This is a genomic window from Butyricicoccus sp. AM32-19 (assembly GCF_003480365.1).
GTDB classification, from domain to species: domain Bacteria; phylum Bacillota; class Clostridia; order Oscillospirales; family Butyricicoccaceae; genus Agathobaculum; species Agathobaculum butyriciproducens.
Genome location: NZ_QUIX01000004.1, coordinates 97,060 through 122,136, shown reverse-complemented (window position 1 = coordinate 122,136; position 25,077 = coordinate 97,060). Strand labels below are relative to the sequence as shown.

General features: G+C 56.8%; 33 protein-coding genes, 5 tRNA genes and 1 riboswitch. Of the genes, 21 read left to right on the top strand and 17 right to left on the bottom strand.

The window, feature by feature from the left end; all coding sequences use genetic code 11:
* Positions 1-37: 37 nt before the first annotated feature.
* Positions 38-886, bottom strand: coding sequence for a putative manganese transporter (locus DW806_RS05630; RefSeq protein ID WP_147358083.1), 849 nt, complete (start codon positions 884-886; stop codon positions 38-40).
* 150 nt (positions 887-1,036) lie between these two features.
* Between DW806_RS05630 and DW806_RS05625 the strand changes: the two genes are divergently transcribed.
* The 8 genes from DW806_RS05625 to DW806_RS16030 all read left to right on the top strand — a co-directional run bounded on the left by DW806_RS05625 (position 1,037) and on the right by DW806_RS16030 (position 8,240).
* Positions 1,037-2,764, top strand: a complete 1,728-nt coding sequence (locus tag DW806_RS05625; protein WP_118729398.1) for a DEAD/DEAH box helicase — start codon at positions 1,037-1,039, stop codon at positions 2,762-2,764.
* Between the two features lie 70 nt (positions 2,765-2,834).
* Positions 2,835-4,016 (top strand): phosphodiester glycosidase family protein, encoded by a 1,182-nt coding sequence (locus tag DW806_RS05620; RefSeq protein WP_118729397.1) that lies wholly within the window; start codon positions 2,835-2,837, stop codon positions 4,014-4,016.
* Between the two features lie 86 nt (positions 4,017-4,102).
* A tRNA-Ser gene (locus DW806_RS05615) sits at positions 4,103-4,193 on the top strand.
* Between the two features lie 484 nt (positions 4,194-4,677).
* A tRNA-Leu gene (locus DW806_RS05610) sits at positions 4,678-4,762 on the top strand.
* A 22-nt stretch (positions 4,763-4,784) separates the two neighbouring features.
* A tRNA-Leu gene (locus DW806_RS05605) sits at positions 4,785-4,870 on the top strand.
* A gap of 210 nt (positions 4,871-5,080) precedes the next feature.
* Positions 5,081-5,183: riboswitch (THF riboswitch) on the top strand.
* 69 nt (positions 5,184-5,252) lie between these two features.
* Positions 5,253-5,837 (top strand): folate family ECF transporter S component, encoded by a 585-nt coding sequence (locus DW806_RS05600; RefSeq protein WP_110436503.1) that lies wholly within the window; start codon positions 5,253-5,255, stop codon positions 5,835-5,837.
* 518 nt (positions 5,838-6,355) lie between these two features.
* On the top strand, positions 6,356-7,978 hold the full coding sequence (locus DW806_RS05595) for a mannitol dehydrogenase family protein (RefSeq protein ID WP_118729396.1): 1,623 nt from the start codon (positions 6,356-6,358) through the stop codon (positions 7,976-7,978).
* A 112-nt stretch (positions 7,979-8,090) separates the two neighbouring features.
* Complete coding sequence (locus DW806_RS16030; protein WP_413814495.1) at positions 8,091-8,240, top strand: putative holin-like toxin; 150 nt, start codon at positions 8,091-8,093, stop codon at positions 8,238-8,240.
* A 146-nt stretch (positions 8,241-8,386) separates the two neighbouring features.
* On the opposite strand, the gene DW806_RS15155 is transcribed toward DW806_RS16030, so the two are convergent.
* The 5 genes from DW806_RS15155 to DW806_RS15150 form a co-directional block, all read right to left on the bottom strand.
* Positions 8,387-8,548, bottom strand: a complete 162-nt coding sequence (locus DW806_RS15155; RefSeq protein ID WP_158578114.1) for a hypothetical protein — start codon at positions 8,546-8,548, stop codon at positions 8,387-8,389.
* Positions 8,549-8,665: 117 nt separating this feature from the next.
* Positions 8,666-10,048 (bottom strand): MATE family efflux transporter, encoded by a 1,383-nt coding sequence (locus DW806_RS05590; RefSeq protein WP_243022646.1) that lies wholly within the window; start codon positions 10,046-10,048, stop codon positions 8,666-8,668.
* Positions 10,045-10,530, bottom strand: coding sequence for a DNA-deoxyinosine glycosylase (locus tag DW806_RS05585; protein ID WP_118646314.1), 486 nt, complete (start codon positions 10,528-10,530; stop codon positions 10,045-10,047). The genes DW806_RS05590 and DW806_RS05585 overlap by 4 nt, the downstream gene beginning before the upstream one ends.
* Positions 10,531-10,533: 3 nt before the next feature.
* Positions 10,534-11,577, bottom strand: coding sequence for an A/G-specific adenine glycosylase (locus DW806_RS05580; RefSeq protein ID WP_118729394.1), 1,044 nt, complete (start codon positions 11,575-11,577; stop codon positions 10,534-10,536).
* The gene (locus DW806_RS15150; RefSeq protein ID WP_110436509.1) at positions 11,574-11,996 is read right to left on the bottom strand and encodes a PaaI family thioesterase; all 423 of its coding nucleotides are present in this window, start codon (positions 11,994-11,996) and stop codon (positions 11,574-11,576) included. Before DW806_RS15150 ends, DW806_RS05580 begins: the two co-directional genes overlap by 4 nt.
* A 1,269-nt stretch (positions 11,997-13,265) precedes the next feature.
* On the opposite strand from DW806_RS15150, the gene DW806_RS05570 reads away from it, so the two are divergent.
* From DW806_RS05570 to DW806_RS05555, 4 genes are all read left to right on the top strand, one after another.
* Positions 13,266-13,943 carry a helix-turn-helix domain-containing protein gene (locus DW806_RS05570; RefSeq protein ID WP_118729392.1) on the top strand — a complete coding sequence of 226 codons (678 nt, stop codon included), beginning with the start codon at positions 13,266-13,268 and terminating at the stop codon, positions 13,941-13,943.
* A gap of 60 nt (positions 13,944-14,003) precedes the next feature.
* Positions 14,004-14,079: transfer RNA gene (locus DW806_RS05565), tRNA-Thr, on the top strand.
* Between the two features lie 21 nt (positions 14,080-14,100).
* Positions 14,101-14,185, top strand: a tRNA-Tyr gene (locus tag DW806_RS05560).
* Positions 14,186-14,436: 251 nt separating this feature from the next.
* Positions 14,437-14,691 (top strand): helix-turn-helix domain-containing protein, encoded by a 255-nt coding sequence (locus tag DW806_RS05555; protein ID WP_118729391.1) that lies wholly within the window; start codon positions 14,437-14,439, stop codon positions 14,689-14,691.
* Positions 14,692-14,735: 44 nt separating this feature from the next.
* Here the strand turns inward: DW806_RS05555 and DW806_RS05550 are convergent, their stop codons facing one another.
* A complete protein-coding gene (locus tag DW806_RS05550) occupies positions 14,736-14,951 on the bottom strand; it encodes a helix-turn-helix domain-containing protein (RefSeq protein ID WP_118358530.1) in 216 nt (71 codons plus the stop codon).
* A 169-nt stretch (positions 14,952-15,120) separates the two neighbouring features.
* On the opposite strand from DW806_RS05550, the gene DW806_RS15885 reads away from it, so the two are divergent.
* From DW806_RS15885 to DW806_RS05510, 9 genes are all read left to right on the top strand, one after another.
* Positions 15,121-15,255 carry a hypothetical protein gene (locus tag DW806_RS15885; protein WP_256152932.1) on the top strand — a complete coding sequence of 45 codons (135 nt, stop codon included), beginning with the start codon at positions 15,121-15,123 and terminating at the stop codon, positions 15,253-15,255.
* Positions 15,256-15,337: 82 nt separating this feature from the next.
* A complete protein-coding gene (locus DW806_RS05545) occupies positions 15,338-15,757 on the top strand; it encodes a hypothetical protein (protein ID WP_118729390.1) in 420 nt (139 codons plus the stop codon).
* 16 nt (positions 15,758-15,773) lie between these two features.
* Positions 15,774-15,974: a hypothetical protein gene (locus DW806_RS05540; RefSeq protein WP_118358534.1), complete on the top strand. Its 201-nt coding sequence runs from the start codon at positions 15,774-15,776 to the stop codon at positions 15,972-15,974.
* Between the two features lie 2 nt (positions 15,975-15,976).
* On the top strand, positions 15,977-16,207 hold the full coding sequence (locus DW806_RS05535; protein WP_118729389.1) for a hypothetical protein: 231 nt from the start codon (positions 15,977-15,979) through the stop codon (positions 16,205-16,207).
* 10 nt (positions 16,208-16,217) lie between these two features.
* Entirely contained in the window at positions 16,218-16,448 is a 231-nt protein-coding gene (locus DW806_RS05530; RefSeq protein ID WP_118729388.1) for a hypothetical protein, read from the top strand.
* Between the two features lie 48 nt (positions 16,449-16,496).
* Positions 16,497-16,760, top strand: a complete 264-nt coding sequence (locus DW806_RS05525) for a hypothetical protein (protein ID WP_118729387.1) — start codon at positions 16,497-16,499, stop codon at positions 16,758-16,760.
* 16 nt (positions 16,761-16,776) lie between these two features.
* Positions 16,777-17,247 carry a hypothetical protein gene (locus tag DW806_RS05520; RefSeq protein WP_118729386.1) on the top strand — a complete coding sequence of 157 codons (471 nt, stop codon included), beginning with the start codon at positions 16,777-16,779 and terminating at the stop codon, positions 17,245-17,247.
* Positions 17,244-17,552: a hypothetical protein gene (locus DW806_RS05515; protein ID WP_118729385.1), complete on the top strand. Its 309-nt coding sequence runs from the start codon at positions 17,244-17,246 to the stop codon at positions 17,550-17,552. Before DW806_RS05520 ends, DW806_RS05515 begins: the two co-directional genes overlap by 4 nt.
* 12 nt (positions 17,553-17,564) lie before the next feature.
* Positions 17,565-17,825 carry a hypothetical protein gene (locus DW806_RS05510; RefSeq protein ID WP_118729384.1) on the top strand — a complete coding sequence of 87 codons (261 nt, stop codon included), beginning with the start codon at positions 17,565-17,567 and terminating at the stop codon, positions 17,823-17,825.
* A gap of 185 nt (positions 17,826-18,010) precedes the next feature.
* Here DW806_RS05510 and DW806_RS05505 read toward each other — a convergent pair whose 3' ends face one another.
* The 10 genes from DW806_RS05505 to DW806_RS05465 form a co-directional block, all read right to left on the bottom strand.
* Positions 18,011-18,343: a hypothetical protein gene (locus DW806_RS05505; RefSeq protein ID WP_118358546.1), complete on the bottom strand. Its 333-nt coding sequence runs from the start codon at positions 18,341-18,343 to the stop codon at positions 18,011-18,013.
* The gene (locus DW806_RS05500; protein WP_118729383.1) at positions 18,343-19,164 is read right to left on the bottom strand and encodes a CHAP domain-containing protein; all 822 of its coding nucleotides are present in this window, start codon (positions 19,162-19,164) and stop codon (positions 18,343-18,345) included. The genes DW806_RS05505 and DW806_RS05500 overlap by 1 nt, the downstream gene beginning before the upstream one ends.
* Before the next feature lie 3 nt (positions 19,165-19,167).
* Complete coding sequence (locus DW806_RS05495) at positions 19,168-19,584, bottom strand: hypothetical protein (protein WP_118358550.1); 417 nt, start codon at positions 19,582-19,584, stop codon at positions 19,168-19,170.
* Positions 19,585-19,596: 12 nt separating this feature from the next.
* Positions 19,597-20,022, bottom strand: a complete 426-nt coding sequence (locus tag DW806_RS05490) for a hypothetical protein (protein ID WP_118729382.1) — start codon at positions 20,020-20,022, stop codon at positions 19,597-19,599.
* 74 nt (positions 20,023-20,096) lie between these two features.
* Complete coding sequence (locus DW806_RS15145) at positions 20,097-20,270, bottom strand: CD1375 family protein (protein WP_158578303.1); 174 nt, start codon at positions 20,268-20,270, stop codon at positions 20,097-20,099.
* Positions 20,267-20,407, bottom strand: a complete 141-nt coding sequence (locus tag DW806_RS05485) for a CD1375 family protein (protein ID WP_118729381.1) — start codon at positions 20,405-20,407, stop codon at positions 20,267-20,269. The genes DW806_RS15145 and DW806_RS05485 overlap by 4 nt, the downstream gene beginning before the upstream one ends.
* A 3-nt stretch (positions 20,408-20,410) precedes the next feature.
* Positions 20,411-20,833 (bottom strand): hypothetical protein, encoded by a 423-nt coding sequence (locus tag DW806_RS05480; protein WP_118729380.1) that lies wholly within the window; start codon positions 20,831-20,833, stop codon positions 20,411-20,413.
* A complete protein-coding gene (locus DW806_RS05475; RefSeq protein ID WP_118729379.1) occupies positions 20,775-21,872 on the bottom strand; it encodes an RNA-directed DNA polymerase in 1,098 nt (365 codons plus the stop codon). The genes DW806_RS05480 and DW806_RS05475 overlap by 59 nt, the downstream gene beginning before the upstream one ends.
* 64 nt (positions 21,873-21,936) lie before the next feature.
* A complete protein-coding gene (locus tag DW806_RS05470; protein WP_118729378.1) occupies positions 21,937-22,155 on the bottom strand; it encodes a hypothetical protein in 219 nt (72 codons plus the stop codon).
* A gap of 201 nt (positions 22,156-22,356) precedes the next feature.
* Positions 22,357-25,065: a hypothetical protein gene (locus DW806_RS05465; protein WP_118729377.1), complete on the bottom strand. Its 2,709-nt coding sequence runs from the start codon at positions 25,063-25,065 to the stop codon at positions 22,357-22,359.
* Positions 25,066-25,077: the final 12 nt, after the last annotated feature.

Genomic DNA, 25,077 nt, shown 5'->3' with positions numbered 1-25,077 from the left:
GTTCAATTATGCGGCATTGCCTTAGATTTTTTCATTCTCAGCCGATAAGCAGCTGCACCAGCGTACCGCCGATCACGGCGGTGGCAAACGTTGCCGCGATGACCGGCAGGGCGCGATGACGGCCTTCCTTCTCCTCGAGCAGAACGATGTAGCCGAAGCCTGCGCCGGTGGAAAGGCCGGCAACCAGAGCGCCGAAGCTGATCGTGCCGCCGACAAACAGCTCGCTGAGCAGCACGCTCATCGCACAGCTCGGGATCAGACCGAGCACTGCGCACAGCAGCGGCTGGAAGATGCTGTTGGTCAGCATGAGGGAAGCGACACGCTCCTCACCGATGCCGTGTACGACCATGTTGAGCGCGAACAGCACGACAAACAGGAAGATGGTGGTCTTGATGGTGTGGGACAGGATGTTCGCCACCGGCGAGGTCTCACAGCCGCAGTCGCCCATCTCGATCTCGAGCGGGCCGTCGGTTCCGGACTTGTGCTTACGGAACACGGTGCAGCGCAGAATATAGCCGCCGATGACCGCGATCGCAAACTTGACCACGAGCAGCAGCACGACCTGCTGTACGCTTGCGCCGCCTGCCAGCATGATGGGCACCGCCTCATCCGAGGTGGCAAGGAACACGGCAACCAGCGTTGCCGGTGCAAGAAAGCCTGCCGAGAACAGCGCGGACGCTGCTGCGGAAAATCCGCACTGGGGAATAGAGCCGGCGAGCGCGCCGACCACCGGACCGAACTGCGCCGCACGTGAGAGCAGCTCCGGCGTGTTGGTCAGCCGGTTTTCAATGTAGTACAGCAGTGCGTACACGATAAGCAGCAGCGGTACGGTCTTGAGTACATCGAAAAATGCTTCCGGCAGAACGTGATGGATAATTTCTAACAAATAGGTCACCTCATAGTTGATCTGTGGGTTGATAACATTCGTATTGTCTCAGAGACAATTATAATAAGTATAGCACAGAACCCAGTCCACAGGCAAGCGGGATTTGTCGGACTGCATACCAAAGATAGCAAAAGGAATCGAATATTTACCATGAAATTTAACGAACTCAAGTTGGAGAAAAACATCCTCAAAGCACTGAAGGAGGCGGGCTATTCCGAGCCGACGCCCATTCAGCAGCAGGCGATCCCGCCGGTGCTCGAGGGCCGCGACCTGATGGGCTGCGCCCAGACCGGCACGGGCAAGACCTGTGCGTTCGCAGTGCCGATCATCCAGCGCCTGGCAAAGAACGAGGGCGGAAAGGGCACCATCCGTGCGCTCATCCTCACGCCGACGCGCGAGCTTGCGCTGCAGATTTACGAAAACGTGTGCCAGTACGCGCGCTACATGCCGTGCAGTGCGGCGGTCATCTTCGGCGGCGTATCGCAGGTGCCGCAGGTCGAGGCGATCGAACGCGGTGTGGATATTCTCATTGCCACGCCGGGCCGTCTGTGGGATCTGATGGGTCAGAAGATCGTAAAGCTGGACAAGGCAGAGTTTTTCGTGCTCGACGAGGCCGACCGCATGCTCGATATGGGCTTTTTCCCGGATGTCAAGCGCATCGTCAAGTTCCTGCCGAAAAAGCGCCAGACCCTGCTGTTCTCGGCTACCATTCCGGCAGAGATTGCCGATCTGGCAGAGAAAATGCTGCATGAGCCGGAGCATATCTCGGTAACGCCGAGTGCAAAACCGGCGGACAAGATCGAGCAGCAGCTTTATTTTGTAGAAAAGCAGGAAAAGCGGGAACTTCTGCCGGATATCATCCGTCAAAGCAATGTACACCAGGTTCTGGTGTTCACCCGCACCAAGCACGGCGCAGACAGGGTCGCACGCGACCTCAACCGTGCGGGCATCAAGACCAAGTCCATCCACGGCGACAAGTCGCAGAATCAGCGTCAGCGTGCGCTCGCGGACTTTAAGGAGTGCAAGATCGCGGTTCTGGTTGCGACCGACATTGCCGCACGCGGCATCGACATCAACGACCTGCCGCTCGTTATCAACTTTGACTTGCCGAACATTCCGGAAACCTATGTGCACCGTATCGGCCGCACCGGCCGTGCCGGTCAGGAGGGCACCGCGATTTCCTTCTGCGACCGCTCCGAGCGTCCGTACCTCAAGGATATCGAAAAGCTGATCGGCAAGCGCATTCCGGTTGCCGGTGAGATTCCGCACGAGGAAAAGGAGGAGGAGAAGCGCGAGTCCGGTCAGCGCAGGATGACCAACAAGCGCTCCCGCCGCAAGCCGGTCTCCGAGAACGCCACCGCCGAGGAGGTCGCCGCAGACGTTGCTCGTGAGAAGGAAGCCAAGAAGAAGGCGCGTCAGGCGAGAGCGAATGCCAAGCGTCCGTCCCGCCGCGAGAAGGCCGCCGAGAAGCAGACCGAGCAGCAGGCGAAGGCAGCCGCGCCGCGCTCTCGCAAGGGCAGAAACGACCGAAATGATTCGAGCCGCAGAGGCCGCCGCAGCGACCCGTACGCCCGCTTCGAGAAGAACGAGCCGCGCGTAGACGCTCACACGCCGAGCCGCGCGTATGCGCTCAGCGATGAGGCTGCCGCGCGCATCCGCAGGAAGGTCGAGGCCGCACTGGCCGCTCGTGCCGCAAAGGCGGACGGCAAGGCCGCTCCGCAGCAGGAGAAGAAGGGCAGAGGACACGGCAGCAAGTCTGCGCAGAAGCCCGCACAGCAGCAGAACAAGACGGCACAGAGCAAGACGGCACAGAGCAAGACGACCAATCACCGCCGTCATCATTCCCGCAGAGCACCCAATAATAACCGTAAAGGTTAAGAGATAGTGATAGAGACAAACCCGAACCGTATCCCGCGGTTCCCGGATTGAGAGAGAAGGAGCAACACGAATGAACGGCGCAAAACACCGCTTCGCACTGGGACTGACCTGCTTTTTTCTGATCGGCATCACGGTTGTGTATCCGTTTCTGCTGTACACACCGAACGCGTTCGTCACTCGCTGGCGTGAGTGGTACATCGAAACCGCAATGGGCACCATGACGCACCAGTGGCTGGCCACCTGGTTCATCCCGGAGAACATCATCAACGAGGTGATGACCAAGCGCTACCTGATGAACCAGAAGCAGGAGGGTATCGTCAGCAACTGGGACGGCGCATGGGAGGAGAAGGACACCGCCGAAACGCCGAAGGACAAATTCTATGCCATGTTCAGTGAGCTGAACGAGAGCGAATTTGAGAGCTTTCTGGCGGATAATCCGGAGTATCTGGAAAACGGCTACGACGAGATCAACATCGATCTGATCGGTGAGCCGAGCCAGACACACTACGACACCGGCCTCAAGACGAAGCAGGGCGACACGGTGTTGGCGGTCAACGCCGAGCACGGCATTCTGATCGTCGAGCAGACCGGCGAGGACACGCTCGGCATGGAGTACGCGGGCAAGATCGCGCTCTGCAAAAAGCCTGAGAATATCTTTGTCGGCACGAGCGAGGGCCTTGGCGATTACGGCTCGTTCGTATCCGATATGGTGAGAGATTATGACGCCGTTCTGGGCATCAACGCCTCCGGCTTTGCCGATTTTGACGGCAACGGCACGGGCGGCACCGTGTACGGCTTTCTGAAAAGCCAGGGAGAGAAGTATCAGGACGCAGTGGGCAACGGCTGGAAGATCATCGGCTTTGACAATGAGGATCATCTGCAGGTCGGTGCGTTCAACGATACCTCCAGTCTGCGCGACGCGGTGGAGTTCCACCCGGCGCTCATCATCAACGGCGAGAATCTGGTCGCAGGCACCGGCCTGAACGAGCAGCAGCCGCGCACGGCCATCGGTCAGGCGAAGGACGGCACGGTTATCATGATGGTCGTTGACGGCCGTCAGATGCACTCGTTCGGCATTTCGATCGAGCGCTGCGGCGAGATCATGGAGCAGTACGGCGCATATCAGGCATCCATGCTGGACGGCGGTTCGTCCTCCGTTATGGTCTACCGCGGCCGCGAGATCACCAGTCCGACTACGCTTTCCCAGAATGAGGAAGGCCGTTATCTGCCGGATGCCTTTCTGGTGAAATAAAAATTATCACGATTTCGGAAAAAGCACTTGTATTTTCCGTCATTGCATGATAGAATTAATAAGCGCCTGTAAGACAGGCGCGATACGGAGAAGTATCGAAGTGGTCATAACGAGCTCGACTCGAAATCGAGTTGGCGGTAACACGCCACGTGGGTTCGAATCCCACCTTCTCCGCCAAAATAAAGACCATCCATCCGGATGGTCCTTATTTTTTACTCCGAAGGTGGGATTCGAAAGGCGGCTCTTAGCAGAGTGCCGGCGGCACTCTGCTACCGCCGTGGGAGCCCGCAGGCCGACAACCTCTGAAATATTTAATGGTTGCTTGCCGCAGCAAATGGAATCCCACCGCCCAGATCTCAGCGCCCGCTCCATACGGAGGGATGGGCGGGGCAGAGTGCATGAGGTGCTTGCGTAACATCTCTGCAAAAAAATAAAAAATTTCTGCCGGCTGACGGAATTTCCCGAAGGGCGGCAGTTTTTCATGCCGCCAAAAGCCGAAGACAAAGCGCGGAAAAGTGTCGATTTTCGCCTGTTTTGAAAATAATTTTCAGCGTTTGAAAATTTCTCAAATTTTTTCGAAAATTTTGTTGACAAAGGGGGATACCCCTGCTATAATATATCTTGTCGCTGAGAGACAAGCGGTTCACCGCGAGAGATCAATGCGAGTGTGCTGGAACTGGTAGACAGGCACGTTTGAGGGGCGTGTGTCGATCGACGTACGGGTTCAAGTCCCGTCACTCGCACCACCTTCTTTCAACAACCAAATATGCGGATGTGGCGGAATGGCAGACGCGCTAGCTTCAGGTGCTAGTGTTCGCAAGGACGTGGGGGTTCAAGTCCCCCCATCCGCACCAAGTTAAAGAGCTTCAAACTTATGTTTGGAGCTCTTTTTCTGTACTTTCCGGAAAACCCGCCGGAGCAGGGAGGAGGCTGTCCAATCCCCTTGTCTAACAGATTGTCTGCCATTTCACCCAATTCCACAGAATGCACCAAAACCAAGCCGACAGAACACAGATTTTCTGTATTGACACCTGCTCAAACCGTGGTACAATTATAACAGAAAAAGCAGAGTAGAGCACAATGCGTTAAGTGCCGCTGAAACGGGGAGTTGTTCGGCGGACGAAAGGGAGCCTTTTCCTTGCGGTATTGTGGTCGCATCCCGCTGCTGCAACTGTTTAGGCACTTTCCTAAATCGCTGTGGCAACAGATGAATTTGATTAGGAGGTGTCTTTTTCTATGTCTAAAACTCCGAATATCTTTGTCCGCTCGCTGCGTGAGCTGAAGTCCACCCGCTGTCTGGCGGTCACGGCGCTGCTCATTGCGATCAACGTCACGCTGGATCTGCTCGGTCTGTCGATCAAGCTGCCGCCCAACCTGCGTATCGGCTTCGGCTTCCTGTGCAATGCGTCGATCGGCATGCTGTTCGGCCCGGTCGTCGGCATGATGGCCGGCGTGTGCACCGACGTGCTCGGCTACTTTGCGGGCAACCTGTCCATGGGCGCGTATTTCCCGGGCTATACGCTGACAGCCGTTGTCGGCGGTCTGATCTGGGGTCTGTGGCTGTATCCGCGCAAGATCACCGTATGGCGTGCCATCGGCGCAAAGACCTGCATCAACCTGTTCTGCAATATCTGCCTGAACACCCTGTGGCTGACCGTCACCGGCGGCAAGGCGATGAGCGTGCTGCTCGTTACGCGCGTGCCGAAGAACCTTATTCTGCTGCCGATCGAGATCGTGCTGGTCTACTTCGGCATGAAGCTGGTCAACCGTATCTATGGCGCGCTGCCGAATGGAAAAGCGGCGACGGAAATCGAGAATTGAAAATGGAGAATGATCCGTAAGATAAAAACAGTCCCTCGGCCTGTCGCTTGACAAAACCGGGGGATATGCTATAATAAAGCCAAAGGGACACTGTTACAGCAGTCAGGCCCTTGTACTTTCATCAGTTAAATTTTGATGACCGTTTCGGGTACCAGCCGGACGGTCATCGCGCTTTTATACAGAAAATGTACAGTACAATGACCGCACATACAAAAAGCTGAAATGCTTTCTTCTGCACTTGCGCCACCTCCTTCCTGCCGCGGACTGCGGGAAAGGAAAAGAGGGTCTGACCGCCTTATGTAACAGTGTCCGCAATGATTATAGCATATAACACCGAATAAAGTCAATCAGCCGCCTTTTCGGGCGGTTTTTGTTTTATTTGAAAACATTGGCAGCATGCTTTCAGCTTTTTGTGAATAATTCTGTTTTTCCCTATGCAAACGGCTGATTTTTTGTTATACTATATATGATTGGAGAAGAACGGTACAGTCCGTTCGCTGAAAGGGAGTGACCTCTTTATGAAACTTACAAAAGAGAGTATTAAACATAACGTGGCATGGAAGGGTTATCGTCTGCCGCAGTACGACATTGACGCTGTGCGCGAAAACACCCACAAGGCACCGACTTGGCTGCATTTCGGCGCCGGCAACCTGTTCCGCGCCTTCCCGGCTGTACTGGCGCAGCGCCTGCTGACCGCCGGTCTGTCCGACACCGGCATTATCTGCTGCGACGGCTACGATGAGGAGCTGATCGACCGCTGCTACCGCGCCTGCGATCATCTGTCGCTGGTTGTCACCCTGTATTCCAACGGCACGATCAACAAGGAAGTGGTTGCGTCCGTTACCGAAAGCCTCAAGCTGAGCGAGGACATGCTGCGCCTGAAGGACATTTTCCTGGCGCCGAGCCTGCAGATGATCAGCTTTACGCTGACCGAGAAGGGCTATATCATCCAGGACGACACCCGTGAGTTCCTGCCGGACTACAAGCATGACCGCGAGAACGGTCCGGAAGGCTGCCAGTCCTTTTTCGGCAAGCTGACCGCACTGTGCCTCGATCGCTGCCGCGCCGGTCTGCCTCCGCTGGCACTTGTTTCGCTGGATAACTGCTCGGATAACGGCACCCGTCTGGAGCGTGCTGTCCGTCACATGGCACGCGCATGGCAGAGAAACGGCTTCATCACCGAGGATGAGTATTACTTCCTGCTCAAAAAGAATACCTTCCCGCTGTCCATGATTGATAAGATTACCCCGCATCCGGATAACCGCATCGCAGACAAGCTGGCGGCTGACGGTCTGGAGAACGCAAAGCCGTTCGTAACCGAAAAGGGCACGCACGCGGCTGTTTACGTCAACTCCGAAAGCCCGCACTACCTGCTCATCGAGAACGCATTCCCGAACGGTCATCCGGCTCTCGAGCAGTGCGGCGTTATCATCACCCGCCGCGACATCGTTGAGAAGTCTGCGATGATGAAGGTAAGCACCTGCATGAACCCGATGGATACCGCCCTCGGCGTATTCGGCTGCATGCTCGGCTACACCCGCATCAGCGACGAGATGAAGGACACCGAGCTGGTCAACCTCATCACGCGCCTGAGCGAGCAGGAGGCAATGCCGATGGTAGCCGACCCGGGCGTTATCGACCCGGAGGCATTCCTGCACGAGGTTCTCGGCGAACGTTATCCGAACCCGTTCCTGCAGGATTCCCCGCAGCGTACCGCAACCGATACCTCGCGTAAGATTGCGCCGCGCTTCGGCACCACGCTGTACGCTTACTATAACTCCATGCTGCCCGCACACCGTGCCACCAGGCTGATTTACATTCCGCTGGTACTGGCCGGCTGGCTGCGCTATCTGGAAGGTGTGGACGATAACGGCAGCGAGTTCACCCTCAGCCCCGACGCGAATATCGAGCATGTCCGCGCGCTGATGGGCAACCCGAAGCTGGGCGATGACGTAAGCGAGGCTCAGCTGTATCCGCTGCTGGCAAACCGCTACTACTTCGGTGTCAACCTGTTTGAGATCGGCGTAGGCGAGACCGTTGTCCGCATGTTTGGTGAGATGAACCGCGGCCCGCACGCTGTCCGCGAGACGCTGCAGAAGTACTGCGGCGAGGAGCAGGAGCAGGAGTGGATTTTCTCCTGATTACCGAAAAAACGTAAGACAAAAAGGCGAACCTTTATGGGTTCGCCTTTTTGTATGCAGATAAAACAAAAACCGCCACAAAAGGCGGTTGATTGACAAGGTATTGCAATATATGCTATACTCAGAATGTCAACAACGATGTGAAACAGGTTGTTCCTCCCAACATAAGGGAGGTGATGACATGGTCACTTATTCCGATCTGTTCCAGTTCGGTCTTCTGATCGTTGCTATCATCAGTCTATGTCTGAAACATAGAAGATAACCGCCCCTGAAAAGGAGCGGCGTTTCCTCAATTAACCAAGTTTTTTAGGAACGACCGCTCTTTCGCAGAGAGCCATCGTTGTTGATACAATTATAACGCAGTGCCCCGGTTTTGTCAAGCGACAGAGCCGGGGCACTGTTATTCCGTTATCCGCTGACAAAGTTTACAATACCTTTCCAAAGAGCGTAAAGCAAGTCCTCGAATGACGCCTGCGGGTTGTGAATGGCAATCCATACAAAGCCCGCCGTTAAAAGGACAGACACCGCGATTATCACCCAGAAGCAATACCATCTCTGTTTAGGTGTCATAGTATTTTCCTCCTCAGTCATAACGGTAATTTTCACCTCGGGGAGTTTTACATCTGATATCTATATAGTAACAGATATTTACGGCTTGTAAAGGGATTTTGCACAGAAGCCGGTGCATTATTTTTGTCCGGCGGCTACCCGTAATCCCGGCGCATACCTGAGCCATTTCCCGCTCTTGAGCCGCAGGAAGAAGCAGATCGACCGGCACAGCCAGTCACCGATCATGGCAATCCAGATGCCGATCGCGCCCATGCCGAAGTGCACCGCGAGAATATATCCCGCGACAAGCCGCAGTCCCAGCATGGAGATAATCGAGCACACCATCGGATACCTTACGTCATTCGCCGCACGCAGGATATTCGGCATGGCAAACGAGGTCGGCCACAGGAAGATCGCGCAGCCGTTGTGAATCATAATCAGCGTCATGCCAAGCGCAAGCGCCGCTGCGGACACGCTGTAAATCTTGAGAATGAGCGGCGTGCACGCAATCGTGACAAGGCAGGTGCTCGCGGTAACGGCGTAGGTGATCATCATCAGCTTTTTCGCCATGCGGCGCGTCTGCGGCTCATCGCCCGAGCCGATGCACTGCCCGATAACCGTGATCATCGCCAGACTCATCGCCTGACCCGGAATGACGGCCACAGCATCCAGATTGTTCGCCAGCGCATTCGCGGTAATCTGCGTCGTGCCGAACAGCGAGATCATGCTCACGACGAGCACGCGGCCAAGCTGAAACAGGCTGTTTTCCAGTCCGTTCGGCACACCAATCTGCAGAATGCGGCGGATAAGCTCCTTATCCGGTCGAAACCGCTGTCCGCGCCGCAGAGAGACCATGTGCTCGGGGTTCAGCAGCAGAATCGTGATAGCGACAGCCGCCGTGCCGCGCGACAGCACGGACGAAAGCGCCGCGCCTCCGACGCCCCACTTGAACACGAAAATGAACAGCGAGTTGCCGATGAGGTTGACGATGTTGATCAGTCCCGCAATCAGCATGGAGATACGCGAGTTGCCCTGTGCGCGGAACAGCGCCGCACCGGCGTTGTAGATCGCCAGAACAGGGTAGGAGAACACGCTGACCGTCAGGTAGGTGAGCGCGCTCTGCATCACATCGTCCTCGATCGTGCCGAACAGCAGGCGCAGCAGCGGTGCGCGGAACAGCATGACGAGCGTCGAGATGATCAGCGCAATGACAGTAACAACTAAGTACAGCTGCTTGGAGGCATCGCACGCACGGTCGTTCTTTCTCGCACCGAGCAGCTGCGCAACCACGACCGCGCCGCCGGTTGCCAGTGCGGAAAAGATGTTGATGATGAGCACGTTGAGCATATCGACCAGCGATACGCCGGAAACCGCCGCTTCACCGACCGAGGAGACCATCATCGTGTCCGCCAGACCGACCGTGATAGCGAGCACCTGCTCGATAACGAGCGGCAAAATCAGCTTTTTGAGTGCGGCATTGGGAAATAACTCTTTACTCGTAAAAAATACACCTCGAATCAAAGAATAACGCGGTACGCCTCGATCAGCCGTTCGAGCGACCATGCGGCGTTCGCGGGACTGGTGGAGGGCAGCTGCGTGATGGGCACGCCGGTTTTCGGCTCGATCAGCTTGCGGTAAAGCTGCGCCGACTTGCCGCCAGTGGCAAAAATGCGCGTAATTTTGCTCTCGCGGAGCAGACGGCCTATATCGTTCGGCTCGGCGTTGCGGATAGACGTGTCGGACGCGCCCGCAATATCGCATTTGGCGATGGTGTCCCACAGCGCCACATGATGCCGCAGGCACATCGCGCGCTTGTCCTCGATGGAGACCGGAACCTCCTCGCCAAGCACAGCCGCTAGCACGCGCCAGAACCGGTTCTGCGGGTGGCCGTAAAAGAACCCGACCTCGCGGGACTTCGGGCTTGGAATCGAGCCGAGCAGCAGCACGCGCGACTCGCTGTCGTACAGCGGCGGAATGGTGTGAACGATGGTTTGCAGTTGCATGGATCAGTCCTCCAGTACGGAAACAAAGCTGCGGAACGCGCTCGGCAGCGCATAAGCGTCGCGCAGTTCGGCAGGTGTGACAAAGGTGAGAGTGGGTGCAGGTGCGTCCAGTTCGACATACACGCCGTTCATGTGCCACTCCACATGGGTGAAAATATGTCTGGCAGGCCGCAGAGAGAGCAGCTTTCGCACGCTCCATCCCATTTCGGTGAGCACCGCGCGCAGCTCGTCCGGCGAGAGATGGCCAGCGACCGACGGCAGCTCCCACAGACCGGCGAGCAGACCCTTTTTGGGTCTCTGCCGCAGACCGACAAGCTGACCGCAGCGCACAACAAGCACGGTGCGGTTTTCCACTCTCCGCGCCTTTTTTGCGGCTCGGAGCGGCAGCACAGCCGCGTTTCCGCGGTGAAAGCCCTCACAGAGATGTTGAATCGGGCAGTCGTCACAGCGCGGTGCGCCGTTCGGCAGACAGACGGTTGCACCGAGCTCCATCAGCGACTGGTTGAGGTCGCCGGGACGGTCGGACGGCATGAGTGCGGCGAACCGTTCGCGCGTCTGCTTTTTGAATTTTGCGTCCGTGATCGGCGTAAAATCGTTATCCAGCCGCGCCGCCACACGCAGAACATTGCCGTCCACCGCCGGAACGGGCAGTCCGAACGCGATAGACGCCACCGCGCCTGCCGTGTACTCGCCGACGCCGGGCAGAGCAAGCAGCCTGTCGTAATCAGCAGGCAGTTCGCCGCCGTATTCTTCGCACAGCAGGACCGCTGCACGGTGCAGGTTGCGCACGCGGCTGTAGTAGCCGAGCCCCTCCCAGAGCTTGGTGTAAACGGCCTCGTCCGCCGCCGCGAGAGCGGGAATATCGGGCAGCGCGTTCATCCAGCGGGAAAAATAGCCGCGCACGGCCTCCACGCGCGTCTGCTGCAGCATGATCTCGCTCACCCAGACGCGGTAGGGAGCAGGCTCAGACCGCCACGGCAGGTCGCGGTGCCCGGCGTCATACCAGCTCAGCAGCGGCTGCACGATGGCCTTGCTTACCCCGCTCAATATTTCATGTCATCCAGCGTAGCGCCGGTGTAGAACATGGTGAAGGTCGCGTCGGCAATATGCTTGCCCTCGTCGTCGTGCACCTCGACCATGTAGACCGACACCTTGCGGCCGCGCTTGCGCTCGTATGCCACAGCGGTCAGCTTTTTGCCGCAGCGGCCCGGACGGTAGTAGTGGATGGTGCTGTCGAGCGTGACGGCCACCGTGCCCTGAGACGCTGCCGCAGAGCCTGCCGCAATGTCGCACAGGGTGAAGATCGTGCCGCCGTGCGCCATGCCGAGCGGATTGAGCAGCTCGGGGGTCAGGTCAAGCTCTACGGTTGCGCCGCCGTCCTTGTCGAGCGTCACAACGTGCATGTGCATCAGTTTGTTTAAGCCGCCGGCTTCCTGCCGCAGCTTGAGGATTTCTTCGATGGTCAAGGTTAGGACTCCTTTATATATTCTATAATCTTTTGATAAACGATGGTTTTTCGCCTTCGAGGCGAACGGTTCTTGCCTACGCGGCAGGCGCACAAGAGGGTAGACACCAAGGTTTCTACCCTCTTGAGAATCACCCATTTCCTTAGAGGGCACGGCGCAGATTGCTGACATGTGACCGCTGCGAAGCAGGGGAACGGCAGAGGAGTTTTTCTTCCGCAGAGACGCACTGCGTGCGCTCATGTATCCGCATATTCGCAGTGTCGGATACCGTTCTGCTACACAGACCAGCTACTCTACGCAGGCGCGACATACCCGTGTCGCGCAATTCGTGAGCGCGTTATGATAGACAGGGCCTGCGCAGGATAACTTGCACCAAACGCTTAATTCGTAGGTGCTGTCTGTAATCTCCAGACTTACGAATTGTGCGGCACTGTTATGCCGCGCCTGCGTTGACTAAACCGCCTGTGTAGCAGTACGCTGTCTGTGAACTGCGAATATTTTGCGAAACAAACGCAAGAGTAACCCGACTGCCGTTCCTTTATTTCGCAGCGGTCACATATAGGAAATCTGCGCCAGATTGGGAAGCAAGGGAAAGGTAGGAGTTCAAAGAGGAAGGGAAACCGCAGGTGTCCCTTCCTTTTTGCCCCCGCGGCGGGCGCCGCAGTCTCCCGCGCTCCGCAGAGCGCAACTCCCCGCTGAGGTTCAGCAAAAAAACTGCCGCCTGTCAGGGGCGAACACGCTAACGCAGTTCGAGTACCCCGCTCAGTCGGTGCTGAAAAACTGCCGCCCGTCAGGGGCGAACACGCTGACGCAGTTCGCGTGCCCCGCTCAGCTGGTGCTGAAAAAACTCCCCGCCCGTTAGGGGCGAACCGCCTGCGCAGTTCGCGCACCCCGCTCAGCCGGTGCTGAAAAACTCCCGCCCGTTAGGGGCGAACCGGTCAATCGGTGCAGGATAACAGGTGAAATCTGCAATATTACTCTATTTTATTATAAAATGCACCCGCTCCGGCGTCAAGTGCAACCACCCGGCGAAGCCTGACGAATTTTTCTAACAACCGTCGGATTACACAATCCCCAATATGTAGTTACCAATCGAAAACAGGACAACAAAATGCAGGGAAAAGTGCCGAAAATGCAAAGTGAGCCTGTCGAAATGCGTCGAAAATGACTGTTTTCTGTACTTTACAAACGGTAATACAGCGAGTATAATGTAAATATATATTTTATAGTTGTGCCTTCTGCGGCACAACGCAGACGGAGAATGTTGGAATGAGTGATTTTTCGCGCACGCTTGCGCTTCTGCGACGGGAAAAGAAAATAAGTCAAAGAGCGGCAGCGGGCGACCTCGGCGTTTCGCAGGCGCTTCTCAGCCACTATGAGAACGGACTGCGCGAACCCGGTCTGTCTTTTGTTGTGCGTGCGGCGGATTATTACGGCGTGTCCTGTGACTACCTGCTCGGCCGTTCGATGGCGCGTGACGGCTCTGCTGTGCCTGCCGAGCGCATGGAGGGCACGGACACCGAGACGGAGCACAGCCAGATCGTGCAGGCGGCAGCCCTGCTGCTGCAGGTTGCCGAATCGCTCGAGAGCAAGCAGCTTTCGCACGAGATCGAGTCGTATTTCGCGGTTGCAATCTACAAGGTGTACCGCTATCTCTACATGGCCGACCCGGCCGGGGTGGATGCGGTGTTCCGCGCGCCGCAGGATCGCTTCGAGTACCTGTGCGATGCCCGCATGAAGGAGCATGAGCTGAAAATCCGTCTGGCGGCCAACGGCGAGGAAGGCTGCGGTCTGACGCAGGAGAATATCCGGCGGATGCCGCTCGCCCCGAGCGAGATTGCACGGCGTTATCCGGATTTGTCGAGCGCGCTGCTGACCGTTCTGCAGCAGGTGTCGGATTCGATCGATCGGAAAATAAAATGCAATAATTTCGGACAAACCTATTGACAAATACACCGGTGTGAGGTATACTAAATAAGTCGCTGAGACAAGACGACTTGATGAAACGCTGGTGTAGCTCAGTTGGTAGAGCAGCTGATTTGTAATCAGCAGGTCGGGGGTTCAAGTCCGTCCACCAGCTCCAATCAAGCTGGTAACTGAATATGGAAGGTTTCCCGAGTGGCCAAAGGGAACAGACTGTAAATCTGTCGTCTATGACTTCGGTGGTTCGAATCCACCACCTTCCACCAAAGCAGAGCCAGACGAACCGAGAGGTCGCCTGGCTCTGCTCCTATCTCTGCAATCTATATGGTCGGCGGAGTCTTCGTTTTGGTCTGTCCGCTCGACGCGGAAGAATAAAAAAGAGGCTACTGCACAGGATTGTTCCTGCGCGGTAGCCTCTTTGTGTTTTTTCATAGCCATAACGGATTTCGTTATAATCTACCAAAATCCAGCGAGATTCTAAAATCGTTGTTAGAATCTACCGTAAAGGAGCATGGCTATGATTAGGATTTTACTGTCCACCCGGCTTGGCGAGCGGAGGTGGTCACAAGCTGACCTTGCAAGGGCAACAGGCATTCGACCTTCGACGATCAATGACCTGTACCATGAGATCGCAGAAAGGATAAACCTGGAGCATCTGGATCTTATTTGTGAGGCGCTGGGGTGCGAGCTGTCAGACCTGATGATCCGAGAGGAAAATAAGGAGACCAGAGTCAAGACGCGCACCGGCGCGGATATACATAGCAAGCGTTAAGCCTGCTCCGAGGCCTCGGGCGTTCATTCGCCCGGGGCCTTTTCTTATATCTCCTCGCCGTCCTGTGTGACAAAACGGATTTCGACTGTGCAGCCGAGCGCAGCCGCCAACTCCGTGATGTCTTTTTCCGTAAAGTTCCCGCGCGTCATTTTGTTGGACAGGTTTTGCCGCGTCTGCCCTGACGCCTCAGCCAGATCGCCCATCGTTATTTTCTGCCTTTTCATGATCAGGCGAATCTTTTCGGCAACAGAGAGTCCCATACTCTCACCTCCTCACTCGTACTATACACTAAAATGTGTCGCTTGTCAAAAACTTTTTTACGATTTCCACGAAAAAATGTAAAATAACCGTTGACAAGTGACACGAATTAGTGTAATATAGTTCTTGTAAGGGAGAGGAACAAACCTCTCCGGAAAGGAGGACAGGCCGATGGACAAAGCAAAAAAAGAAGCCCTGCAAGAGCTTCTGAGGTTGCTGGCTGATAACCCCGATTTAGCCGACCGGATTACAATCACCATCAAACCTAACAGCAAGCCCCAGCAGGGCGAACGCCAAGAGACCTAACCCCGGCGCGAGGGGGAGCGGGAAAGCTCCCCTCCCCCTCAGTATAAAGCGTCGAGTGTGAAAATACAAGGAGGAACGCAAGATGAAGATCAATATCACCGATGAAATCCGGCAGGAGATTTTGGATACGCTCAACAGAGATACCGCAAAGGAATACTTTGAAAAACTCCGCGACACGGAGAAGAACCCCACTCGCGGACAGGTTTACGCATACCGGAGCTGGGAGCAGAGCACGGAAGACCGAGCCGATATGTTTGAGGTCAGAGCGCTTCCATGGGGCAGTCAGATTAAGGACGGCGTGATGAAAGAATTCGTTGCTGCATTAACCGCAGCTGATATTGACGAGATTATCGTCACAGATCAGTCAACCGCGCTCATGGAAAGTGTCCACGCCTTGGTAGCCGAGGGCGCATATCTGGAGGGCGTCGGAACTGTTACCCGCGATCCACTGCACGATCCATCAGGCCGCCGCGAGGTCAAAGGGCTGGTATTCAGATTTTGAGAAAGGAGCGCCGACAATGAAAAAGCTGATTTGTTCTACTTTCCGCGAAGGTTACGGCATCGACCAGATCCGCAGAACGATGACGGCCGGCGAGCTGATTAACTTCCTCGCCCAGTACGATGAAGATACGCCGGTCTATCTGAGTTTTGACAACGGCTACACCTACGGCGGCATTACCGAGGGCCGCTTTGAAGAAGACTATGGGGAGGAGGACTAACCATGAACAAGATCCGCCGCAAAAATTTGCAAAGCATCATCGACCAGCTGGAGGAGCTGAAAGGCAGTCTCGAAGACCTCCAGGCCGAGGAGGAAGAGTACCGCGACAATATCCCTGAGAATATGCAGGAGAGCGAACGCTATGAAAAGGCAGACGAAGCCTGCGGCAACCTCTCCGAAGCCGTAGATAACATGGAGGAAGTCATCAGCAGCATCGAAGCTGCCATTGAGTGAGAGGGCGGGCATGAGAAAAATTACTGTCTTCGACTTTTGCAGTCAGATCGGCGCGGCCAGCGATGAAATCCCCGTTGTGGTGAAAGCCGGTATGCAGGAGATCGGCCACTTCCGCAGCTTATACAAAATCCCAGCGCAAGCGATGCCGGGAGTTCTGGAAGCCAAAATCACCTATGTTACCATGGGCCGCGAAGAAATCATCATCCAAGTCAAGTTGAAAGACTACAACGCCAAGTTGTAATGACATGACCGGCTGACCTATCGGCACGACGGGGAGAAAGGACACGATATGGATTACAACACTATGAACGCTACCGTCAAGGGGACAACCTGTGAGGGCGAGCCTTTTACCGAAAGTCTCACATTTACCCTCGTTCCCCCCACCGACAACAAGCACTACGGCACAGGCTACTACATGACGGTTAAGACATCAACGCAAACGCTGTTGATTGACGTGCGCTACGAGCGCACCACTGACATTGAAATCCTTGCCGATAGATGGATTAAGGGTTACTACGGCGAAAACGCGCAGGACATCATCAAACAGTTCTGAGAAAGGAGAGATTTCTATGAACGAGAACGAAGCCAAGACACTGATCGAGCGTTTTGCAGAGAAGCAGCAGGGCGGGCATTTTGCCTGCCCCCGCTGCGGGAAGATGGCGATGGATGCGGAGAGCGTCACCCGCAACGCACTGAGCCGCAGGGCAACGGTCCATATCTGCGATGCCTGCGGCACGGTGGAGGCGCTGGAAGACATGACGGGGGATCGGCGGCCGCTGACCGCATGGGCTATCGTCTCCGCGCCGGAGAACTGGCGCATGAGGCGGCACTACTCCGCCGCAGCGTGGGCGCGTGAGCAGTACACCGACCGCTGGAATGATTGCCCGTACTTTCGGGATATGGTCGAGCGCGGTGAAATTCCAGCGGATTACATCGGTCGCCGTACCGTCATGATCCACGCGCCAATCAAAGGGACTGTGCTTTTGACCGAGGGCTATCATTTCACCGTGGACGATGAAGAAGGGAGACAATACCTGTGAGTAAATCTTGGACGCCCGAGGAGCTGGCCGCTGCCAGTGCCGCGATGAAAGCGGAGGGCCACATGAGCTACGAGGATTTCTGCGCCGCGCCAGTGTTGCGGCTGGAACACAGAGGCCGCGACAGCTGGGGTCGCCCTGTCTACGAGTGCGACGGTCGGCTCTATGTCGATGTCGACCCGCGCCGGAGCAGACCGGCCGACATCTGCACGAAGCAGGGCAACGCCTTTGACGGTGAGCCCTGCGACCCTGTGCCGGAGGGAACGATCATTGAGTTCGTTCCGGAGCGGGACACATGGCCGTTTTGAGGAGGTGCGACAATGGCCAAATATATTGACTGCGACGCATTTAAGGCAAAATATCTATGCTGCGGCTATTTGCCTGAAATGTCGGAGGAAGATTTCGACCGATTCCCTACCGCTGATGTCGATGTCGCGCCTGTGGTACGATGCGAAAGTTGCTGCTATGCAACATGGGCGGCATGGGCGAACAAATACTCTTGCGGTCAAGTTCACGGATTGTTGGTCTTTGGAGATCATTTCTGTGCATTCGGCAAACGAGAGAGGACGGAGGGCGAATAAAAAGCCCCTCTCGCCGCCGTAGGCGAGTTGCAACACGACCTTTGCATCGTGGGAGGGTAGACGCACGCCCAAGCCGTGAAAAGCGCCACAGCGCCCAGTAAACGCGAAAGTGCCGGAAGACAGAAAAAGCCCCCTCGACAGGACGGTAAAATCCTGCGAGGGGGCTTTCGTTGTGTGGGCGGTATTCAGATGGCGGGGCTGTCGATGCTGCCGTCGTCCTCCGTGTCGGTCCGGAAGTTGTTTGCCTTGGCCGCCTCAAAGGTGATCCCGCCACGCTTGTGGTCGGACTTCGCAAGCGAGAGGTAGCCGTTTGCTCCGGCGATGATGATCGCCTCACCAACGCCGGTGGCGGCGGTAAGCCATGCAGCGGCGGCGGTGTAGCCGCTTTTGATGCACAGATACATGAGGAACAGGCATTCTTGAACGATCAGCAGACCGGCCAGCATCGCCAGCAGGCACACCACCTTGCTCCATTCGACCTTGCGCTTCTTCGCGGCTCTGCGCTTGCGCCTTGCCATCAGCTCAGCCCAAACTTCTGGGCGAAGCGGTAGAGGACGGTTGCGAACTGCTCGCGGGTCAGGAAGTCCTGCCACATGAAATTCGCCTCGCCGTTGGGGAGCTTGCTGCCGCCGACCAGCAGGCCGGTTTCCTCAACGAACTTTCGGCCGTCCGCGCTGAAATTGCCGCAGTCATTGTCCTGCAATTCCGCACGGTAGGCGTTCATGGCGACCTTGAACATTTCGTTGAATTTATCCTGAGTGATCTCTGCCATTTCTTCTTCCTCCTTTACGAGCGACCAGTCCGGCGTACCGTAGCCGCCGATCTGCGCGCAGTTGATCGAATAGCTTTTGTCGCGCACCATGCCGCCGTTCGGGACGACGCCGGGGGCGCTGGAGGTATTCCCTTCGATGGTATATACCCTGCCGCCGGACACCTTCTCGACGAGGCCGGTGTGGTACATGGATTTCCCTCCGTCATTGGTGAAGAAAATCTGATCCCCCGGCTGGGGGTTGCTCTTGTGGAAACGGCCGACCGCACGATAATAGCCTGCCGACTGAGTGCAGCCGGCGCCGTACCCGCCCATCGGCTGATTCGTCATCTTCATGGCGACGCTGAGGCCGAAGGTCGAGATATAGCACCAATCAACGAACATATCGCACCAGGCGTAGCCGTTTTTCGGGAAGTTGTAGACGCCGAGGCCGTCGAGAAATGCGGCATACTTCGTCCAGTTCCCACTGCCAGCGTTGGCAGTCTTGTCTTCCAGCTGGGAGTTGGTGGCCTTTTCGATGTAGCCAATCTCGGCTCTGGCCGTGGCGATCACTCGCTCAATAGTGGTCATGGGTCATTCCTCCTTCGGGGCGTCGGGGGCTTCATCTTCATCAGTCTTTTCCTCCGGCAGCGCGGCCGGCGTCTGATCTGTGCCGGGCGTTGCGGTCAGCAGCATATCTTTCAGCTTGCCGATCACGTCAACGGCATAGGCTGTGAACGCCGCCAGCATGACCAGCGACACCGCTGTCATCAGATTCACGGTCTGGCCGCTCACCTCCACCACCATCAGATCAGGGTTGAGGTACCCGGCGAAGTAAACCGCAATCAGCGCCAGAGCGATCACGCCGCCCTTGATGCAGCCGTTGCGGAACTTTACCAGATCCCATTCACAGGCGATAATGGCGTTGATGGAGCCGAGGGCGATATTGGCGGCGATCAGAAGTACCAGTCCGACGGCCAGCCGGATACTTGCCATATCCAGAAAATTCACGGTGACTCCTCCTTACTGCAAAAAGTCGTTGCTGTCCAAGCACCGGCGATATATCGTCTTGATTCGGTCACTGGTCAGCTCTGTTACATTGTTTTCAAACTCCGGGTGATCATCGCAGTATCGTTCATAGGCAGCGATGTCCCGGAGCGTTTGGTCGAAATGATCTTTGGTGTGGCGCTCGCCGTGGAGACATTCATCGCCAAAGCGTAGAATGCGCGCCCGGCAGTTGACAGCCTTTTCCTCGGCCATGCCAGACCGAACGCACTGCAGCTCGCTTTCGAGCCTTCCGACCTTCTCCAAGACCTCGCTGTTGATAGCGCGCCCGAAAGCCTTTGCTATTGCAGACCACGGATTGATTTTGATGGGGGCGAGCTGGAGCAGCGTCAGCAGCACAAACAGCGCACTTCCCCCACCAAACAAAATCTCCTTGAGCGTCATCTCTCAATCCTCCTCTGCGCGTGATAAGAAGGGCAGCCCCCGCAAAGGAGCTGCCCTCCGTATCAATGCCGTGGTCAGACGGTGACTTCGAGATCTGCCAGGATCTCCTCGACCTGCTTCCGAATCAGGCTCGGAACCTGGTCGATGGTCTTCTTGCCCTTGACGATCAGGGTCGCGTAGACAACTGCCATAACTGCTACCTCCTTTCCCATCAGAATGTATAAAAGAAGGAGCCGAAGGCTTTTCATAAGCCCTCAGCTCCATTCTTGCTATTTTCGAGGATTTCCCGGACGGCTGCTCGCAGCTGGTCGGGAACTTCCTCAATCGTCTTTTTTCCTTTGCGGATCAGGTCTGCGTAGACCTTCACCATGTAATTGCTCGCCATCAGTTACGCGCCTCCTGTTGTAGATGTCACGGCGACGATCTGTTCGTAGACATCGCATAGCGCCATCTGCGTATCGGTGACCTGCCCCTCAAGGCTCGTCACCTTTTCCGTCAATGCCGCCTTGTCGGTCTCCAGGTCGGCTACCTGCTGCTGCAGGGAGGGGATCGTCTTGCCCTCCGCCTCGTGCAGCTTGGCTTGCGCCAGATAACCGGCATAGTTGCCGAGGATGTCTTCACTCAGGCCGTCGTACATATTCAGCTCCAGGTGATATTCATCATACACCCACCCGCTGATGGTCAGCTCGTCACGCTTTTCCTCAAACGGCTCGGCGTTCTCATAGAAGCGTACCAGGGCTACCCCCGGCTTATTAGGCTGCTCCTCCAGCGAGAATGCGTTGCTGGGCGCGTTGTCGCCTCTTACTCTCATTTCGCACGACCTCCTTCAGATGTTTTACTCCAATCGGGTCAATGTACTTCACCCGAATTGTATGACTATTGCAGTGTTTCAGTTGCCCGGCGCGGCTCAGCAGCCCGGAGGCCTGGGCGAACATGATAGGCTTTCCGGCGTCAAGCCGTTTCTTGACGCGGCGGCATTGCCGAGTGAAGCGCAGGAAATTCCGCTTGCGCAGAATGACATGAGTGCGGGAAAAACGGTAGCCGACCGCGCTCACCATGCGCTTTGCCGTGGGGTAGATCTGCCAGTTGGCTTTCATCGCCAGCCCGAGCCGCTGCTGCATGAAGGCTGCAATCAGCTTCCGTGCCTTATGCAGCTGTTTCTTGTTCGGCCCGAGCAGGGTGATGTTGTCCATGTAGCGGGTCATATACTTTACGCCCGGCAGCGTCATGATGTACTGGTCCAGAGACTCCAGGTAGAAGTTTGCCAGCCATTGGCAGATGTAGTACCCGATGGCCAGCCCGCCGCCGCAGGATTCGATGATGGAATAGACCGTCCGCAGAAAGCGCTTGTCCTTGATTTTCCGCGCCAGCGCCCAGATCAGCCGCTTGCCGGAGATGCTGGGGTAATACTGCGCGACATCCAGCTCGGCGGCGTACTTCGTTCCTTTCGGATCATTGCGGAGCACGCTGCGGATTTTCCTGTGGATGCGCTTCCCGCCGCGCCCGGGGATGGACGCGCAGGACCACGGGTGCATCCCGCGCATAAGCACCGGTTTCATGGCCGTCACCAGCATCCATTGGATCACGCCGTCCGGCCAGAACGGGACCATCTTGATCTTTCGGAACTTCTCGCTGCTCTCGTCATAGATCTCACGCACTTTCGGCGCGGATGGCACAAAGCTCTCCGTTGCAACAAGCTCGTAGGTCTTTTCGACGTATCCGTCAAGGTCCGCCAGTACGTGGGCGATGTCTCGCCTGTTCCGACGTCCCTTAGCCGCCTCCTGTATGACGCTGCGGATAAAGTCCCGGTCAACCATCTTGTCGTAGAGATAGCCGACTCTCTTAGGCATAGGATTTCCCTCCGTCCTTGTTTGCCTGCGAGGTTATTCGAGCCGAAGCCTACTAAACCCCGTCCTATGCGGCAATATTTTCACCAAGCGGTGAGGGAAAGCCTGCGCCAGTCAAAAGAAAAACAAGTAGTCGCGCGCCGACGTTCGAGTTCGTGTTCGACGAGGTGTTGTTCGCGTTGAAGTAGAAAAGGCCGGCATTGCCGCCGTTGTTCCAGTTGCCACCGACGTGGAGGACACGCCAGCCAGAGTTGTAGTTGGCGTAGAAATCAAGCCCTCGGCGCATGGCGCAGACAGTCCCGGAGTTAATTATACCTCCGGCCTGCCACGCATACGGAAAAACGGGAGAAAATAACAGAATACGTTATTTTCAAAAATCGTGTCGACGGGGCTTCGCCCCGTACCCCATTCAACTTTTGGGCTTGCGCTCATGCCGCCAGATAGTGCAGGCGGGAAAGCTCCGGGGGCTGCGGCCCCCGGTCCCCCATTAGGGGTGGAAAAGGAGTCGCGCGCCGACGTTCGAGTACGTGCTCGACGAGGTGTTGTTCGCGTTGAAGCAGAAAAGGCCGGCATAGCCGCCGTAGTTCCAGTGGCCACCGACGTGGAGGACACGCCAGCCAGAGCCGAAGTAGGCGTAGTCCGGAATATAGGTCGTCTCGCTGCCTCCGACCGCCGTGGGATAGAACGCCCAGGGCATGGCAGCCGCTACGCCGATGGCCGTGATGTACCCATCGCTCTGTATCTTGGAGCCGATGTTCGTATAGTTGGTCGCGGTGTCATCTGCATAGCTCGCAGGGTTCAGGCAGACATATACCGTTCCGTCGGAGAAGTTAATCCCGTCGATAAACTCGAAGACATTGCCGTAGGGATTCTCGATGTGCCGGTACTGGACGGCGGTCTTTCCGTTCGTCCCAGCTGCGCGTCCGGTGTGGTAGATCATGCTGTCTGTGCCGCCGGAAGAAATGGCAGAGTTGTTGCTGTCCACATAGCCGCGCCCGATTTTGCTCTGGCTGTCCCAGTCCGAGAACTCCACCAAGTATAGCAGCCAAACGGCGCACCAGGACGCGAAGTCATACTCGCTCCACTTGCTACCCTTTCCTCTGGCACCGGAACGAGCCGATGCGCGGGTCAGGTTGACCAGCGGCGCAGCGCCGGTCTTGGAATAATGGCCGGAGATCGTGTTGTAGCGGCCTACATACTTGCCGGAGCCGGGGTGCTTGGTGAATCCGCTCTTGGCCTTATCCGCGATGTAGAAGTACCGTTTCTTGTTGGCGGCATCGTCGATAATACGGAAGTAATACTCGGGGATGAAGACAACGGTATCGTAGCTGCTTCGAGAGAAGCCGCTCTGCCCCTTCTTGTAGCTGACGGCATTGTTGATGATGTTGTACTCGTCCATGCCGCTCCACGGGAGATAGTTGTCGAAGGGGGAGCTGCCGGCGCCAGTGCCGACTGCGGGGGAGGGATTGGTCGTGATGTTGACGTTGACAAGGCCGTTGGGGTCATTGGATTTCGTCAGGCGGGTAAGCACCGTCGACTGCGCATTGTAATTCCAGCAAACGCCGAAGACCTTGACATAGGACAGCTCCAGCGTATAGCCGGTGTAGGAGCTGCAAGCTACGCTGCCGGTGGCCGTCTCGCCGTTCTTGGTGGCGGTGACGCTCCACGTGCCGGTGTTCGGCAGGTAGAACTTTGCCGTTCCGTTGCTGGTGGCCGTGAGCGTGGTGGAACCGTTGACCGCCTTGACCGTAGAGCCGCTGTCGATGGTGACGGTGAGGGTGCAGAACTTCACCGTTGCGGTGTAACTGCCGCCGGAGGTCGACACCGCCGCAGACGCCGTGGACGAGGATACCCCGCTCTTGGTGGCCGTCACGGAATAGGTGCCGGCATAGTTGACGGTCAGCGCACACTTGCCGTTGCTGCCGCAGGTGCCGGTATACTGCTTCGTGCCAAGCGTGGCGGTCACGACCGCGCCGGATTCCGCCGTTACGGTCAGCGTAGCCGCGAAGTAACTCAGCGTCACCGCGTACTGCTTGACCTGATCCACGACCACAGTCTCGGTGGCGGTGGTCTGCCCGTTCAGCGTGGCATACAGCGACCATGTACCGTAGCCAGGGAGATCAAAAACGCATTTACCGCCGACGCTGGTGCCAGTCAGCGTAGTCTCGCCGTTCGTACAGGTGATAGCCGATCCGGTGGCAACAGAGACCTCCAGCTGTGGAGCCACGCCGCCGCCCTTGGGCTTTTCCCATGTGTATACGCCGGTCTGATCGTTGGCTGCCGTGCAGTAGAAGGTCTGCATGGTGTCTGTGTTCAGATACGACTGGCCGACCGAGCCCTTCGTGCTGGAGGTCGGATCGGTCTTGCCGGTGAGTGGCTTACTTCCGTCCAGCCCCTTGGAGAGCGTGTCGAGGTCGCCGGAAACGCCATCAAGGAAGGTGTCGAGCGATTCACCGTTATAGGTCAGATCGGCCGCGTCGCTGGCGCCGGACAGCTTCCACTGATACTTGCCGCTGCTGTCCTTGCCGCTGCAGACGTATTCCTTGCCCGTAGCGCTGTCATAGTAGTGCTGCCCTGCGGTACCCTCGGTCGTGGCTGTCGGCGCTCCTGAGCCTGTTGCAAGTGGATAACCGTAGTCCTTTCCGGCGACTGCCGCAGAGATATTCCCGTTCCCGTCGCCCAGCAGCAGACCCTTGACCATGATCTTGTCCTGCTTGGTCTTTACCGCCTCAGTGATGGCAGCGGACATATCGCTCTGTGTGACGCAGGCGCTGGTGTCGACCGTCACCGTCCATGTGCCGGTATTCGAGCAGGAGATCAGCGCGTAAAAGGTGTAGACGAAATCCGGCGATTCTGTCTTGCTGGGAATGGGAACGCCCTGCTCCAGCTGGAACAAGGCGATCATGGCGGACGCTCCTCCGTCCACGCTGGCAGATACGCGGAACTGATTCAGCGTATAGGCCGTATTCGGCGCAGCGATGCGGAGCTTCAGGCGAATGCCGGAAGATACCCTCTCGCCGCCCAGCAGGCTCGCGGTCTGCTTTTCATTGACGAGGGCGGTCTGTGCCATCATTGCCGCCGCCGCGACGGTGCCCTGCCCCGCAGCCGCGCTGTCGAAGTTCAGGGTCTTTTCATTCACCCACTCATTGAGCAGGCTGTTGCCGGCGTTGGTGATGACGCCGTTCCATGTTGCCATAGTAAAACACCT

Bases quoted from the DNA above. Each gene is read 5' to 3' on its own strand.
- DW806_RS05625 (WP_118729398.1), top strand. From the start codon at position 1,037: ATGAAATTTAACGAACTCAAGTTGGAGAAAAACATCCTCAAAGCACTG.
- DW806_RS05620 (WP_118729397.1), top strand. From the start codon at position 2,835: ATGAACGGCGCAAAACACCGCTTCGCACTGGGACTGACCTGCTTTTTT.
- DW806_RS05600 (WP_110436503.1), top strand. From the start codon at position 5,253: ATGTCTAAAACTCCGAATATCTTTGTCCGCTCGCTGCGTGAGCTGAAG.
- DW806_RS05595 (WP_118729396.1), top strand. From the start codon at position 6,356: ATGAAACTTACAAAAGAGAGTATTAAACATAACGTGGCATGGAAGGGT.
- DW806_RS16030 (WP_413814495.1), top strand. From the start codon at position 8,091: ATGCTATACTCAGAATGTCAACAACGATGTGAAACAGGTTGTTCCTCC.
- DW806_RS15155 (WP_158578114.1), bottom strand. From the start codon at position 8,548: ATGACACCTAAACAGAGATGGTATTGCTTCTGGGTGATAATCGCGGTG.
- DW806_RS05585 (WP_118646314.1), bottom strand. From the start codon at position 10,530: ATGCAACTGCAAACCATCGTTCACACCATTCCGCCGCTGTACGACAGC.
- DW806_RS05570 (WP_118729392.1), top strand. From the start codon at position 13,266: ATGAGTGATTTTTCGCGCACGCTTGCGCTTCTGCGACGGGAAAAGAAA.
- DW806_RS05555 (WP_118729391.1), top strand. From the start codon at position 14,437: ATGATTAGGATTTTACTGTCCACCCGGCTTGGCGAGCGGAGGTGGTCA.
- DW806_RS05550 (WP_118358530.1), bottom strand. From the start codon at position 14,951: ATGGGACTCTCTGTTGCCGAAAAGATTCGCCTGATCATGAAAAGGCAG.
- DW806_RS15885 (WP_256152932.1), top strand. From the start codon at position 15,121: ATGGACAAAGCAAAAAAAGAAGCCCTGCAAGAGCTTCTGAGGTTGCTG.
- DW806_RS05545 (WP_118729390.1), top strand. From the start codon at position 15,338: ATGAAGATCAATATCACCGATGAAATCCGGCAGGAGATTTTGGATACG.
- DW806_RS05540 (WP_118358534.1), top strand. From the start codon at position 15,774: ATGAAAAAGCTGATTTGTTCTACTTTCCGCGAAGGTTACGGCATCGAC.
- DW806_RS05535 (WP_118729389.1), top strand. From the start codon at position 15,977: ATGAACAAGATCCGCCGCAAAAATTTGCAAAGCATCATCGACCAGCTG.
- DW806_RS05530 (WP_118729388.1), top strand. From the start codon at position 16,218: ATGAGAAAAATTACTGTCTTCGACTTTTGCAGTCAGATCGGCGCGGCC.
- DW806_RS05525 (WP_118729387.1), top strand. From the start codon at position 16,497: ATGGATTACAACACTATGAACGCTACCGTCAAGGGGACAACCTGTGAG.
- DW806_RS05520 (WP_118729386.1), top strand. From the start codon at position 16,777: ATGAACGAGAACGAAGCCAAGACACTGATCGAGCGTTTTGCAGAGAAG.
- DW806_RS05510 (WP_118729384.1), top strand. From the start codon at position 17,565: ATGGCCAAATATATTGACTGCGACGCATTTAAGGCAAAATATCTATGC.
- DW806_RS05505 (WP_118358546.1), bottom strand. From the start codon at position 18,343: ATGGCAAGGCGCAAGCGCAGAGCCGCGAAGAAGCGCAAGGTCGAATGG.
- DW806_RS05500 (WP_118729383.1), bottom strand. From the start codon at position 19,164: ATGACCACTATTGAGCGAGTGATCGCCACGGCCAGAGCCGAGATTGGC.
- DW806_RS05490 (WP_118729382.1), bottom strand. From the start codon at position 20,022: ATGACGCTCAAGGAGATTTTGTTTGGTGGGGGAAGTGCGCTGTTTGTG.
- DW806_RS15145 (WP_158578303.1), bottom strand. From the start codon at position 20,270: ATGAAAAGCCTTCGGCTCCTTCTTTTATACATTCTGATGGGAAAGGAG.
- DW806_RS05485 (WP_118729381.1), bottom strand. From the start codon at position 20,407: ATGGCGAGCAATTACATGGTGAAGGTCTACGCAGACCTGATCCGCAAA.
- DW806_RS05480 (WP_118729380.1), bottom strand. From the start codon at position 20,833: ATGAGAGTAAGAGGCGACAACGCGCCCAGCAACGCATTCTCGCTGGAG.
- DW806_RS05475 (WP_118729379.1), bottom strand. From the start codon at position 21,872: ATGCCTAAGAGAGTCGGCTATCTCTACGACAAGATGGTTGACCGGGAC.
- DW806_RS05470 (WP_118729378.1), bottom strand. From the start codon at position 22,155: ATGCGCCGAGGGCTTGATTTCTACGCCAACTACAACTCTGGCTGGCGT.
- DW806_RS05465 (WP_118729377.1), bottom strand. From the start codon at position 25,065: ATGGCAACATGGAACGGCGTCATCACCAACGCCGGCAACAGCCTGCTC.